13 protein-coding genes are annotated in these 12682 nt (G+C 65.7%); 4 read left to right on the forward strand and 9 right to left on the reverse strand.

Annotated elements, in window-relative coordinates:
* Nucleotides 1-602 precede the first annotated feature (602 nt).
* Nucleotides 603-1835 (forward strand): hypothetical protein, encoded by a 1233-nt coding sequence (locus GGD65_RS26960; protein WP_179730702.1) that lies wholly within the window; start codon nt 603-605, stop codon nt 1833-1835.
* On the opposite strand, the gene gmk is transcribed toward GGD65_RS26960, so the two are convergent.
* The 9 genes from gmk to GGD65_RS27005 form a co-directional block, all read right to left on the reverse strand.
* The gene (gmk, locus tag GGD65_RS26965) at nt 1768-2427 is read right to left on the reverse strand and encodes a guanylate kinase (protein ID WP_183237166.1); all 660 of its coding nucleotides are present in this window, start codon (nt 2425-2427) and stop codon (nt 1768-1770) included. The two genes, GGD65_RS26960 and gmk, sit on opposite strands and share 68 nt — an antisense overlap.
* Nucleotides 2428-2430: 3 nt before the next feature.
* Nucleotides 2431-3318 carry a YicC/YloC family endoribonuclease gene (locus GGD65_RS26970; protein WP_018317568.1) on the reverse strand — a complete coding sequence of 296 codons (888 nt, stop codon included), beginning with the start codon at nt 3316-3318 and terminating at the stop codon, nt 2431-2433.
* Between the two features lie 114 nt (nt 3319-3432).
* The gene (gene mltG / locus GGD65_RS26975; protein WP_018317569.1) at nt 3433-4707 is read right to left on the reverse strand and encodes an endolytic transglycosylase MltG; all 1275 of its coding nucleotides are present in this window, start codon (nt 4705-4707) and stop codon (nt 3433-3435) included.
* A gap of 125 nt (nt 4708-4832) precedes the next feature.
* Nucleotides 4833-6098, reverse strand: coding sequence for a beta-ketoacyl-ACP synthase II (gene fabF / locus GGD65_RS26980; protein WP_092252899.1), 1266 nt, complete (start codon nt 6096-6098; stop codon nt 4833-4835).
* A 108-nt stretch (nt 6099-6206) separates the two neighbouring features.
* The gene (locus GGD65_RS26985) at nt 6207-6446 is read right to left on the reverse strand and encodes an acyl carrier protein (protein ID WP_008130699.1); all 240 of its coding nucleotides are present in this window, start codon (nt 6444-6446) and stop codon (nt 6207-6209) included.
* Nucleotides 6447-6759: 313 nt separating this feature from the next.
* Nucleotides 6760-7497 (reverse strand): 3-oxoacyl-[acyl-carrier-protein] reductase, encoded by a 738-nt coding sequence (gene fabG / locus GGD65_RS26990; protein ID WP_183237167.1) that lies wholly within the window; start codon nt 7495-7497, stop codon nt 6760-6762.
* 100 nt (nt 7498-7597) lie between these two features.
* Nucleotides 7598-8557: an ACP S-malonyltransferase gene (fabD, locus tag GGD65_RS26995; RefSeq protein ID WP_183237168.1), complete on the reverse strand. Its 960-nt coding sequence runs from the start codon at nt 8555-8557 to the stop codon at nt 7598-7600.
* A gap of 173 nt (nt 8558-8730) precedes the next feature.
* Nucleotides 8731-9756 carry a fatty acid desaturase family protein gene (locus GGD65_RS27000; protein WP_183237169.1) on the reverse strand — a complete coding sequence of 342 codons (1026 nt, stop codon included), beginning with the start codon at nt 9754-9756 and terminating at the stop codon, nt 8731-8733.
* A 3-nt stretch (nt 9757-9759) separates the two neighbouring features.
* Complete coding sequence (locus GGD65_RS27005) at nt 9760-10464, reverse strand: TetR/AcrR family transcriptional regulator C-terminal domain-containing protein (RefSeq protein ID WP_092253091.1); 705 nt, start codon at nt 10462-10464, stop codon at nt 9760-9762.
* Between the two features lie 335 nt (nt 10465-10799).
* On the opposite strand from GGD65_RS27005, the gene rpsF reads away from it, so the two are divergent.
* From rpsF to GGD65_RS27020, 3 genes are all read left to right on the forward strand, one after another.
* Nucleotides 10800-11303, forward strand: coding sequence for a 30S ribosomal protein S6 (gene rpsF / locus GGD65_RS27010; protein WP_026201876.1), 504 nt, complete (start codon nt 10800-10802; stop codon nt 11301-11303).
* A 5-nt stretch (nt 11304-11308) separates the two neighbouring features.
* Nucleotides 11309-11548 (forward strand): 30S ribosomal protein S18, encoded by a 240-nt coding sequence (gene rpsR / locus GGD65_RS27015; protein ID WP_007592020.1) that lies wholly within the window; start codon nt 11309-11311, stop codon nt 11546-11548.
* 131 nt (nt 11549-11679) lie between these two features.
* Nucleotides 11680-12666 (forward strand): hypothetical protein, encoded by a 987-nt coding sequence (locus tag GGD65_RS27020; protein ID WP_092252820.1) that lies wholly within the window; start codon nt 11680-11682, stop codon nt 12664-12666.
* The last annotated feature ends 16 nt before the right edge of the window (nt 12667-12682 follow it).

Below are 12682 nucleotides of genomic sequence, written 5' to 3' on the forward strand. Positions count from 1 at the left end.
CTGTGGTCCACCCCGTGTGCATCTTCGTCGCGCACGGACTTGCGGGTGCCGCCGGCGCCCGGCCTTCCCTGCGCCCTTTGGTCTTCATGGGGCGCGACGACAGCAAGCCTCGGGCGAGATGCGCCGCGAGAACGGGAAGGCGTGTGTGCTGATGAGGAAGAGCCGTAAGATGGGTAGAGCACTTGCGAAACCCATCATGCATCGGCGCAAGCAAGAGCACGATGGGTTTCGCTTCGCTCTACCCATCCTACCGAAGTCGGCTCTCGTGCCCTCCACCGCCCGGTCTGCGCCGCCCCTCTCTCACGCACCTTTCGCCCCGTCACTGGAACCGTCAGCCGAGCGGGTTGCACGGTCGGTGAAGGCGACGATGTGACCTTCACCGGCTCGGCTGTCTCGGCGCCCGCAGCGGCTCCGGAACCTGGGGGCGCTCCGATGGTTGCGGCGGAACCTGGAGCTCGGCGAAGCAGTAACGCCCAGGAAAATGCCTGATCTCGCGCCGGAACGAACGCGCCGCAAGCCCAATTCAAGCCACATCCTCTCCGGATTTGCGGCTCATTGCCACCCAAGTCTTTGATGACAAAGGGCTGGTTGAGAGTTGCGTCATGCGTAACCGGGAGACCAGGATGGGCAACCGCACCGCAAAATTCGTATCCGCGCTAGTCGGCAGCATCATTGCCGGCGCGCCACTGGCCGCCGTGTCGCAGAATGCGCCGGCGCCATCGAGCACAGCCAACGCGGCCGCCGACTGCCTCGCCTCCCCGAAGGGTGCCGCGCCGCAGGGGCAACACTGGTACTATCGTCTCGACCGCACCACCAAGCGGCAATGCTGGTATCTGCGCGCCGCAGGCGGCAAATCCTCCCAGACCGCGCAGGCGACGACCGACGCACCCGAGGCGGATTCAGCCGCGCCGCAAGCAATGCAGAACGCGCGCGCCGAATACATCGCTCCGCAGACGAGTGCCGCACCAGGCATGCCTAACACGAGCGCGCCCGCGCCCGCCGCAACCAATGCGCAGCCGGTCGCCCAGCAACCACCAAGCGGCGCGCCCGAGACCAACGCGCAGCAGCCGGCCGTGACCGCGCGCTGGCCCGAGGCCTCCCCGGCGTCCGCCGCGCCCGCCCCGCGGCCAGCTCCCGTTGCGGCCACCGCGCCACCAAGCGCGAAGCCGGCAAAGCCTCCCGCGCCGATGGCGCTGGCCGGGGCAGACGGCACCGCCGACAAGCCGGCCGGCTCGGTGCAGATGCTGCTGCTCGTGATCGGCGGCGCGCTGGCGCTCGCCGGCATCCTCGCCAGCGTCATCTACCGCTTCGCCGGCGGACGCGTACGCGTTCAGGCCGCCGCCGACCGCCGCGGGCATTGGGACGATTGGGCGCCTCAGGACCAGGACGGAAGCCGCGCACCCTGGCTCGGTGCGGAGCCCGCCGTCACGCCGCGCGCACAGCAGGGCCCCGTCGACTTCGATGAAGTTCGGCCGCCGCAGACCGCGCAAATCGCAGCCTTCACCAGGGAGATCGGCAGGATCGCGGCGCAATCCGCGTCCATTCGCAACAAGGCCGCCGAACTCGACAAGGCCGACATTTTCAACGGAAAGTTCGAGATCGAGGCATCGCCCCCGCGGCTCGCAGCCAAGGACATCGGCGACGAAAAGGCCGTCGATCACCATGAAGATGCGCCGGTAGATGCGCAGGCCGGAGATGCCGTCGACGTCGACGTGATCACCGCGATGCTGGAACGGCTTGCGAAGCAAGGGCCGCGGCTGCCGCAGCCTAGCCCTGCAGCTGCCCTTGCAAACCTCGCACGAAGCCAACGAGGCCAATCCGCCGCTCGCGCTTGAGGCGCTCGGCTTTCAGGATCGACTGCACCTCGGCAAACGCCTCGTCGACGTCGTGGTTGATCACGATGTAGTCGTACTCGGCCCAGTGACTCATCTCGTGGCTGGCGCGGCTCATGCGCTTGCGGATCACCTCGTCGGAATCCTGCGCGCGCGAGTGCAGACGCTTTTCGAGATCCGCCGCCGAGGGCGGCAGGATGAAGACGCTGACGACGTCGGCGCGGGCTTTTTCGCGCAGCTGCTGCGTGCCCTGCCAGTCGATGTCGAACAGCACGTCCTGCCCGGACGATAGCGCGGCTTCAACGGGGCCACGCGGCGTGCCGTAGCTGTTGTCGAACACGGTGGCCCATTCCAAAAGCTCGTCACCCTTCACCATCGCCTCGAAGCGCGGCTTGTCGACGAACAGATAATCCTTGCCGTTGACCTCGCCCGGCCGCATCGGCCGCGTAGTCGCGGACACCGACATTTTCAGGCCGGACATACGGTCGATCAAAAGACGCGACAGCGTCGTCTTGCCCGCGCCCGAGGGCGAGGACAGCACGAACATCAATCCGCGCCGCTCGACACCGTCAGTTCCCTGACCGCCGCTCGTCATCGATCACTCCAGATTCTGGACCTGCTCGCGGAACTGCTCGACCACGTTCTTCATGGCGAGGCCCGTATTGGTCAGCTCGATGTCGTTCGACTTCGAGCAGCAGGTGTTGACCTCGCGGTGAAACTCCTGCGCCAGGAAGTCGAGCTTGCGGCCGATCGGGCCGCCCTTGCCGATCAGCTCGCGCGCCTGCGCGATGTGGGAAGCGATGCGGTCGAGCTCCTCGCGGATGTCGGCCCTGGTGGCGATCAGGATCGCCTCCTGCATCAGGCGGTCGGAATCGAAACGGTCGGAGGTGTCGAGCAGGCTCGCGATCTGCTCGGCGAGCCTCGCCTTGATCGCCTCCGGCTTGCGCCCCGGTGCGACTTCGGCTTTCTTCGCGAGTTGCTCGACCTCGTCGACCCGCTGGGTCAGGATCTGCCCGAGCGAAGTGCCCTCGCGCTTGCGCATCTCGACGAGATCGGCGAGCGCCTTGTCGAAGGCTTCGGCTGCGGCAGCGCGCGCGGCCTTGTCCTCCTCCTCGTCGCCCTCGGGCTCGGCGACCTCGACGACGCCCTTGATGGCGAGCAGGCCGTCGATGCTCGGCGCCACCGCGTCGACCTTGCCGGCGATGACCGCGGCGGCCTTGAGCACGGCGTTGAGCACGTCCTCGTTGACGCGAACGGTGGCCGCAGCGTTGGCGCGCTTGACGGTGAGATTGGCATAGACGGTGCCGCGCGACAGCAGCTCGCCGGCGCGTTTCTTGGCGTGGGCCTCGAGCTCGTCAAACCCCTGCGGCAGCCGCACCCTGAGGTCAAAGCCCTTGGCGTTGACCGATTTCAATTCCCATTCGAACGTATACGGCCCGCTTGCGCCGTGGCATCTCGCAAAGCCGGTCATGGACGACAGCGCCATCAGGTCAAATTCTCCAGAAACACGGGATTCGCGAGGCATCAAGCCACGCGAATCTTAAGACTATTTTGCAGGAAAGTGGAATCCGCAAAGCCGGCAAGCAGGTCTGCAACGCGCCTAGCGCTGGACCACCGGCGGCGAAGGCTGGACGGCGCCCTGCCGCGCCGGTGCTGGAGCAGCGGGGCGTGCCGCCGGCGGCTTCTTCTGCTGATTGGGCCGGGCCGGCGTGGTCGCCGTCGGCGTATCGGCGGCTCCGGGCGCGACGGCGGCGGGCGGCGGCGCATCCTCGGCCGGCTCCACCGTGTCGTTCTGGATCTGCTTTTCCATGGCGCGGAGCTTGGCGACGTTCTTCTGATGCGCGTCGTAAGTCTCGGTGAAGGCGTGCCCGCCGGTGCCGTCGGCGACGAAATAGAGGTCGCGGGTGCGGGCCGGATTGGCGGCGGCCTCCAGCGAGGCGCGGCCGGGATTGGAGATCGGGCCCGGCGGCAGGCCTTCGATCACATAGGTGTTGTAGGGCGATGGCTGCGTGATCTCGCTGCGCTTGATCGGCCGGCCCAGCGTGCCCTTGCCGCCGACGAGGCCGTAGATGATGGTCGGATCGGACTGCAGCTTGATCCGCTGCTTCAGGCGGTTGACGAACACGGCGGCGACGCGGCTGCGCTCGTCGGGCTTGCCGGTTTCTTTCTCGACAATGGAAGCGAGCGTCACCAGCTGCTCCGGCGACTTGACCGGAATGTCCTGATTGCGGCGTTCCCAGATCTCGGCGAGCACGCGCTTGTGCGCCTGCTGCATGCGCTGGACCACCTGCTCGCGCGGGGTGCCGCGCGGGAATTTGTAGGTCTCGGGCAGCAACGTGCCCTCGCGCGGCAGCTCGCGCACGCTGCCGGTGAAGATGTCGTTGTCGGACAGGCGCGCCACGATCTGCTCGGAGGTGAGCCCTTCCGGAATCGTGACGGCGTGCTGCACCACCTTGCCCTCGACGATGGTGGCGATGACGTCGCGGAGCGAGGCGTTCTTCTGGAACGAATATTCACCCGGCTTGAGGTCCGAGCTCGCCTTCAACGCGGCAACGCTGGCGATGAACACCCACGGGTTGATGTCGGTCACGCCTTCCCGGTTCAGCGTCTCGGCGATGTCGCGCTTGCCCGCACGCTGGGGGATGTTGACGATCTTGTCATCCTTGAGCGGCCCGGGCGCCTCGAGCACCTGCCGGCCGTAATAATAGACGCCGCCGGCGCCGAGCATGGCGATCAGCAGGAGGGTGATGATGGCGTTGCCGACGATCACGAAGGGATTGCGCGCACGGTCCGATCGCTTCGGCGGCGGCGGGACCTGCTCGGGCTCGAGCGCTGCCCGCGGACTCCGGGGCGAAATGGGCGGCCTTTCACTCATCGAAACAACCTGAATCCTGCCGGTTCAATCGCGGCCCGACAATCGCTTGCCCTGCCAAATGCACGCGCCCACTTCCATGACTATCGCCGAATACGGCAAAACGGTGGATTCGTCTCAAACTTAAACTAACTGGCGAGGCGCCGCACGATCACCGACGCATTGGTACCGCCAAAACCAAACGAGTTCGACAAGGCGACGTTGACCTCTCGCTTCTTCGCCGTATGCGGCACGAGATCGATCGCAGTCTCCACCGACGGATTGTCGAGGTTGATCGTCGGCGGCACGACATTATCGCGAATCGCGAGAATGGCGAAAATCGCCTCGATCGCACCCGCCGCACCCAGGAGATGGCCCGTCGACGATTTGGTCGAGGACATCGCAACCTTGGAGGCAGCATTGCCGAGCAGACGCTCGACGGCACCGAGCTCGATCTCGTCGCCGAGCGGCGTCGAGGTGCCGTGCGCGTTGATGTAGTCGAGATCGGAGGCGGTGAGGCCAGCGCGCTTGAGCGCGGCCGACATGCTGCGGAAGCCGCCATCGCCATCGGGCGACGGCGAGGTAATGTGATAGGCATCACCCGAAAGACCGTAACCGATCACCTCGGCGTAGATCCTGGCGCCACGGCGCCGGGCGTGCTCGAGCTCTTCCAGCACGAGGACGCCGGCGCCCTCGCCCATCACGAAACCGTCGCGGTCCTTGTCGTAGGGACGCGAGGCCTTTTCGGGTGTCTCGTTGAAACCGGTCGACAGCGCGCGCGCGGCGTTGAAGCCGGCAATGCCGATGCGGCTGATCGGCGATTCGGCGCCGCCTGCGACCATCACGTCGGCATCGCCCAGCGCGATCAGGCGGGCGGCATCGCCGACGGCGTGCGCACCGGTCGAGCAGGCCGTGACCACCGAATGGTTCGGTCCCTTCAGCCCGTGCGCGATCGAGACGTAGCCGGAAGCCAGGTTGATCAGGCGGCCCGGAATGAAGAACGGCGACACCCGGCGCGGTCCGCGCTCCTTGAGCAGGATCGCGGTCTCGGCAATGCCGTTGAGGCCGCCGATGCCCGATCCGATCATGGTGCCGGTCGCGCATTTGTCCTCTTCGGTCTCGGGATGCCAGTTGGCATCGTCGAGCGCCTGGCCGGCGGCGGCCATGCCGAAGATGATGAAGTCGTCGACCTTGCGCTGGTCCTTCGGCTCCATCCACTTGTCGGGATTGAAGGTGTCGTTGCTGCCGTCGCCGCGCACGACCGTGCAGGCGTATTTGGTCTGAAGATCGGAGACATCGAAGCTCTCGATCCTGCGCGCACCGCTCTCGCCGTTGAGGATGCGCTTCCAGGTTGGCTCGACGCCGCAGCCGAGTGGCGACACCATGCCGAGACCAGTGACGACAACCCGCCTCATATCCGAAAACTCCGCATCGAAAGATTCACGGCCAATAACAAGAAACCGGCTGACCGCTGGGAAGCGGCCCGTCCGGTTTCAATGTTGTCCCCGCGAAAATGAAGAGCCTTAGCTCTTCGCGTTCTTCTCGAGAAACTTCGTGGCGTCGCCGACGGTGAGAATCGTTTCCGCAGCGTCGTCCGGAATCTCGCAACCGAATTCTTCTTCGAACGCCATCACCAGCTCGACGGTGTCCAGACTGTCGGCGCCGAGGTCGTCGATGAAGCTCGCGGCGTCGACAACCTTCTCGGGTTCAACACCAAGGTGTTCGACCACGATCTTCTTAACCCGTTCGCCAATGTCACTCATTGCATAACCTCGTGTTGTTCCCTGTAGACCCGACCCCCCGGGACGATACGAGCCGTCGTGGTCGTGTTACTTGCCTTCGCTTACGAACTTTGATTTGGCCCCATCCTAACCGATACAGGGCCCGGCGAACGACGGCCAAGGCTCCGCATCGCCAATATACAGGGTTTCAAAAACCTGCAATGGCGTTCTTTGCCCATCCGTTGAGCGTCCGGTTATCATACTTCAACTGCCTTGACTATAAGCCTCATTTCTCTCCGGAAACGGCCGTTTGCCGCATCCGCACAGCCCATGTGGGCAGTGCGGAACGAGCGCTTCAGATCATGGCCATGCCGCCGTTGACGTGAATGGTCTGGCCGGTGACGTAGGCTGCTTCGTTCGAACTCAGGTAGACGGCAGCCGCCGCGATATCCTCGGGCGTCCCCAGGCGGGCGGCCGGAACCTTGGTCAGAATCGTTTCGCGCTGCTTGTCGTTGAGCGCATCGGTCATCGGCGTCTTGATGAAGCCCGGCGCGATGCAGTTGGCGGTGACGCCGCGCTTGGCGTATTCGGCACCAAGCGTCTTGATCATGCCGATCAGGCCCGCTTTCGACGCCGTGTAATTGCCCTGCCCGGGATTTCCGGTGACGCCGACCACCGAGGTGATGGCGATGATGCGGCCGAAGCGCTTGCGCATCATCAATTTGGTGGCGGCGCGAGCCAGGCGGAAGGTCGCGGTCAGATTGACGTTGATGACCTCCTCCCAATCCTCGTCACGGAGCTGCACGAAGAGATTGTCGCGGGTGATGCCGGCATTGGCGACGAGGATGTCGACCTGGCCCATTGCCGCTTCCGCAGCGGGCACCAGCGCCTCGACCTCGTCGGCCTTGGAGAGATTGCAGGGCAGCACATGGGTGCGCTCGCCGAGCTTGCCGGCAAGCTCGTCCAGCACCTCCTTGCGCGTTCCTGATATCGCAACGGTCGCGCCCTGCGCGTGCAGCGCCTGCGCGATCGCACCGCCGATACCGCCGGTCGCGCCGGTGACGAGCGCCTTTTTGCCAGTCAGATCGAACATCGAAAACTCCTCCAAAGCACGATCCGGAAAAGTGCGCAGCGGTTTTCCGAAGATCGTGCGTAAACTGAAAAACTCAAGCGCGACGAGAAATCATCGCGCTTCAGCCCTGCTTGGCAGCGGCCAATGCATCCTTGGCGGCGGCAATGTCGTTCGGGCCACCGACCGAAACGCCGACGGCGCCGTCCGCGATGCGCTTGACGAGACCGGATAGCACCTTGCCGGCGCCGATCTCGAAGAACCGGGTGACGCCTTGCCCCGCCATATAGGCAACCGACTCGCGCCAGCGCACGGTGCCGGTGACCTGCTCGACCAGGCGGCGACGGATCTCGTCGGGATCGGTGATGGCGCTCGCCAGCACGTTCGACACCAGCGGCGAAGCCGGGGCCTTGATCGTGACCTTCGACAGCGCTTCGGCCATGGCGTCGGCAGCGGGCTGCATCAGCTTGCAATGGAACGGGGCGGACACCGGCAGCAGCATCGCGCGCTTGGCGCCCTTGGTCTTGGCGATCTCGACGGCGCGATCGACCGCGGCCTTGTCGCCCGAGACGACAACCTGCCCGCCGCCATTGTCGTTGGCGGCCTGGCAGACCTGCCCCTGCGCCGCCTCCTTGGCGACCTCCATGGCGGCCTCGTAGTCGAGACCGAGCAGTGCGGCCATCGCGCCGGCGCCGACCGGGACGGCCTTTTGCATTGCGAGACCGCGGATGCGAAGCAGGCGGGCGGTATCCGAGACCGTCAGACTGCCGGCCGCGGCCAGCGCCGAATATTCACCGAGCGAGTGGCCGGCGACGAAGGCCGCATCTCGTCCCACGGAAAATCCAGCCTCAGCCTCCAGCACGCGCAGGGTGGCGACGGACACCGCCATCAGCGCCGGCTGGGCGTTTTCGGTGAGCTGGAGGGTTTCGGCCGGACCATCCCAGATGATCGCCGTCAGCTTCTCCCCGAGCGCGGCATCGACCTCGTCGAACACGGCGCGCGCCACCGGAAAGGCATCGGCCAGGGCCTTGCCCATGCCGACCGCCTGGGAACCCTGCCCAGGAAATGTGAATGCAGCCGTCATCGGCGCTCCCTGCTTGTCGGACACGATCCCCGCGAGAACCGGCAGCCGATTACGCACGGCGTTAGGCCATGGTTCCGGATCGTGCTCCAAAGGGGGCCGTAGACACTGTCCGGGGCCGGACTGTCAAGCCGAGATGGGAACTTCGAGCAGCACTCAACTGGGGATGCGCCCCCTCAAAACCCACCGGCGGTCTGGTTGGCGTCGACCTCCGCTCCGGCCTGCGCACGGCGCGCGCTGCTCGCCAACTGCCCCGGCCGATCCTCCCTGTCAGGCTTTGCCGTCGCCAGCCGCAGCACCGCCGCGTAGTTCGGCTGCACCTCCATGCGGCCGGCGTGCCGGCTCTCGCTCAGCAGGCGATGGACCTTGGGCAGATTGTAGCAGGGCACGTAGAACAGCAGATGATGCTCGAGGTGATAATTGACGTAGTACGGCGCGATGAACAGGCGCTCGAGAACATTGGCATGCGTGGTGCGGGTGTTGCGCAGGGGATCGCTGCTGTCGGGGACGACGGCATGCTCTGCAATGTTACGGATGCGGGTGATGACCATCATCCAGGTCAGAAGCGGCACCAGCCAGAGCAGCGGATAGGCCCACCATATGCCGGCCGCCGCGAGCGCGGCGAACATCGCGGCGTTGAGGAGGCATTGCGGGCCGAGCTTGTCCCAGAAATGCGCCAGACGCTGCCGCCACGGCCAGCCCTTCGGACCGAGCGCGTTCAGCAACTGCGCCTTGCGCTGCTGGTAGCCGGTCTGTCCGGTGATATCGCGAATGAACTTGCGGCGATAGCTCAGCTTCGTAATCGGAAACGGTGCCGACAGCACGAGATCGGGATCATCCTCCTGCTGCGTGCGCGCATGGTGCTGCAGGTGGTAACGCCGGTAGCTGCGCGTCTCCGCAAACAGCGGATAGGCACAGAGCCACTGGCTCAGGGCCAGATTGGTTTTCTCGTCGGCGGACAGGCAGCCATGTGCGCCATCATGCATCAGGATCGCGAGGCCCAGCTGGCGCGAGCCGATGATTGCGACGGCAAGGACATAGGTGACCGGATTGGGCCACCACGCGACCAGGGCGATCGCGCCAATGATCAGCGCCCAGGCGTGCACGATCAGCGCAACACCTTTCCAGGTCACACGCTCTCGCACGTCGGCAAGCTGGTCGTCGGTCAGGAAATCGCGGGCACGCATGCGAAGAGCGGTCATGGCCTAGCCTTCCTCGTTCGAATTGCTTGATGCCTCGCGGCCCTCGACAAGACGCAGGCGCGCTGCGTCATCAGATTTCGCTTGCTCGCCCAGCACGCGCAGCATCTCGGCACAGAGCGCCTCGGGCGAACGGCCCATGGCGTAGCCTTCGAGAATGACGCCGATAGCGACGGCCCAGAACCGCCGCGAGCTTTCGTCGGGCGCGCGCAGGGAGCGCCAGCCGTGCCGCGCCACCTGGCTCGCATAGGCGCGCGCGCCTTCGCCGTGCAGGCGCTCGATCGTGCGCTCGACCAGCGGTGCAAGATCCTGGCGGCGCCGCGTCAATGTCAGCGCCTCGGCGAAGAAAGCCACTGAATCGCTCGCCGTCACGGTCTCCGCCAGCGCATGCGTGTATTCCCGTGGCGTGCGCGCCTTCAGCGCCGCCTGCTCGGTCGCACGCGCCAGATACAAGAGGTCGCGGCAGGCGCATTCGACGAACAGCGCCTCCTTGGTGCGGAAGTAGTAGGTGATCTGGCTTGGGAAGGCGTCCGCGGCGGCCGCGATGTCGGTGATCGCCGTGCCCGACAGCCCGCGCTCCCGGAACAGCGGACTTGCTGCATCCAGCAGCAGCGAGCGCATCTTGCGGCCGGCCGACCGTGTGGCCCGCGCAGCGTGCTTCGGATCACCCGCCGACGCCTCAAGCGGAGCCTGGACCGATTCACCCGCCATCAGCACCTCCCGATCCATATTTGTATGACATACAAACAAATAGGTCAAGCTGGTGCGGGAGGGTGGTTTGGACGCGCCTATCAGCACCGTCTGGCCGAAAACGAGGCGCTCCAACCTTGCCAAGTCAGCCAAAATCCGTATAAGGCGCGCATCCGCAGACCCCGGCCGGGAGCTGAACGGACGGTCTCAGCAAGTCATTCGTGATTTTGGTGTGGCAGGGCCAGTCGGCCCGTCGTCCCGTGTTTCCGCCTTCTGAGCTTAATCCCAGAGTCCTTTCCGAAGGCCTCTTAAGGGCTTGACGCCGGGCGATGCGCCAACATGAGGAAAGGACCACCATGGCTCTTTATGAGCATGTCTTTCTCGCGCGTCAGGACGCGAGCACGCAGCAGGTCGAAGAGCTGACTGCGCAGATGACCGGTATCGTCGAGGGTCTCGGCGGCAAGGTCACCAAGACCGAGAATTGGGGCGTACGCTCCCTCACCTACCGCATGAACAAGAACCGCAAGGCGCACTTCGTGCTGCTCAACATCGACGCGCCGTCCGCGGCGATCGCCGAGATCGAGCGCCAGGAGCGCATCAGCGAAGACGTCATCCGCTATCTCAGCGTCCGCGTCGAGGAGCTCGAGGAAGGCCCGTCCGCGATGATGCGCAAGGCCGACCGCGACCGCGAGCGTGACGATCGTGGCGGCGGCTTCCGCGGCGAGCGTGAAGGCGGCTTCCGCGGTGACCGCGAGGGTGGTTTCCGTGGTGGCGATCGTGAAGGCGGTGGCTTCCGTGGTGACCGCGGCCCGCGTCGTCCGCGCGAAGAAGCTGAAACCACCACGACGGATGGGGAGTAAGAACAATGGCTGAAGCTGGTGCACGCCGCCCGTTTTTCCGTCGTCGCAAGAGCTGCCCGTTCACGGGCGCCAATGCTCCCAAGATCGACTACAAGGACTCCAAGCTCTTGATGCGTTACGTCTCCGAGCGCGGCAAGATCGTGCCGAGCCGCATCACCGCGGTGTCCGCGAAGAAGCAGCGTGAGCTCGCCCGCGCCATCAAGCGCGCGCGGTTCCTGGGCCTGTTGCCCTACGTCATTCGCTGATACGACCAATTCGACCGGCGGCGCCAAGCCGCCGGTCGCGACTTTTCTGAACTCATAAGGCTTCCGGATCGTCCGGTCGCCGATGGTTGGGGCGAGATGCCTCTAACCGCTCGAAGGGAGCGGGACAGCTGATGATGGCCTTTGTGCTGATAGCCTTGATCGCCGGGGCTGCGTCGGCCCTGATGTTCGCCTCGATCATTTCGGGCGCGCTGATCTCGCTCGTCCTGTTCTATCTCGCACCGCTGCCGCTGATGGTCGCCGCGATCGGCTGGGGACCGCTTTGCGCAAGCCTCGGCGGCATCGCTGCTGCAATCGGCCTCGGTGCCCTGTTCGGCCTGCCCTATTGCATCGCATTCGCCCTCACTGTCGCGCTGCCGGCGTGGTGGCTCGGCCATCTCGTGCTGCTCAGCCGTCCTGTGGGAAAGGTTGCCGTGGGACATGTCGCGCCTGACGCCACCGCGCCCGCCGAGCCCGAGCTCGAATGGTATCCGGTCGGCCGCATCCTGCTGTGGCTCGCGGGCTTCGCCACGCTGACCACGCTCGCCGCCCTGCTCACGCTCGGGACCGACGCCGAGACCATCATCGGCACGCTGCGACGCGGCCTGATGCGCCTGCTCCGGGCCACCGACCCGCAAAGCTCCGGCGAAGCCGGACAGTTCGTCGACGCGCTGGTGCGGATCGCACCAGCCGGAGCCACCATCATCGCGATGATGACGCTGACCCTCAACCTCTGGCTCAGCGCCAAGGTCACGGCGACGTCGGGCCGGTTGCGACGCCCGTGGCCGGATATGAGGACGGCCGAGCTGCCGCCGATGACGCTGGTGGCGCTGTGCATCGCGCTCGCCTTCTGCTTCACCGGCGGGCTGCTCGCGATCGTCGCCCAGATCACCGCGGCCGCGCTCATGATGGGCTATGCGGTAACCGGCTTTGCCGTGCTGCATACGCTCACGCTGGCACTGAAGAGCCGCACCTTCTGGCTCGGCTCGGCCTATGCCGCCGTGGTCGTGTTCGGATGGCCCGTGATCGCGATGGTGATCCTCGGCCTTGCGGATGCCGTGTTCGGCTTCCGCGAACGCTTCCTGCGCAGCCGGCAACCGCCGCCGCTGCCGACCCCTTGAGTTCAACCCGAAACCG

The sequence above is a fragment of the Bradyrhizobium sp. CIR18 genome, assembly GCF_014198295.1.
Classification (GTDB): Bacteria; Pseudomonadota; Alphaproteobacteria; order Rhizobiales; family Xanthobacteraceae; genus Bradyrhizobium.

Excerpts from the sequence above, each read along its gene's own strand:
- rpsR (WP_007592020.1), top strand. The coding sequence starts at position 11,309 with ATGGCTGAAGCTGGTGCACGCCGCCCGTTTTTCCGTCGTCGCAAGAGC.
- GGD65_RS27020 (WP_092252820.1), top strand. The coding sequence starts at position 11,680 with ATGATGGCCTTTGTGCTGATAGCCTTGATCGCCGGGGCTGCGTCGGCC.
- gmk (WP_183237166.1), bottom strand. The coding sequence starts at position 2,427 with ATGACGAGCGGCGGTCAGGGAACTGACGGTGTCGAGCGGCGCGGATTG.
- GGD65_RS27000 (WP_183237169.1), bottom strand. The coding sequence starts at position 9,756 with ATGACCGCTCTTCGCATGCGTGCCCGCGATTTCCTGACCGACGACCAG.
- GGD65_RS26970 (WP_018317568.1), bottom strand. The coding sequence starts at position 3,318 with ATGGCGCTGTCGTCCATGACCGGCTTTGCGAGATGCCACGGCGCAAGC.
- fabG (WP_183237167.1), bottom strand. The coding sequence starts at position 7,497 with ATGTTCGATCTGACTGGCAAAAAGGCGCTCGTCACCGGCGCGACCGGC.
- GGD65_RS27005 (WP_092253091.1), bottom strand. The coding sequence starts at position 10,464 with ATGGCGGGTGAATCGGTCCAGGCTCCGCTTGAGGCGTCGGCGGGTGAT.
- mltG (WP_018317569.1), bottom strand. The coding sequence starts at position 4,707 with ATGAGTGAAAGGCCGCCCATTTCGCCCCGGAGTCCGCGGGCAGCGCTC.
- GGD65_RS26985 (WP_008130699.1), bottom strand. The coding sequence starts at position 6,446 with ATGAGTGACATTGGCGAACGGGTTAAGAAGATCGTGGTCGAACACCTT.
- GGD65_RS26960 (WP_179730702.1), top strand. The coding sequence starts at position 603 with ATGCGTAACCGGGAGACCAGGATGGGCAACCGCACCGCAAAATTCGTA.
- fabF (WP_092252899.1), bottom strand. The coding sequence starts at position 6,098 with ATGAGGCGGGTTGTCGTCACTGGTCTCGGCATGGTGTCGCCACTCGGC.
- fabD (WP_183237168.1), bottom strand. The coding sequence starts at position 8,557 with ATGACGGCTGCATTCACATTTCCTGGGCAGGGTTCCCAGGCGGTCGGC.
- rpsF (WP_026201876.1), top strand. The coding sequence starts at position 10,800 with ATGGCTCTTTATGAGCATGTCTTTCTCGCGCGTCAGGACGCGAGCACG.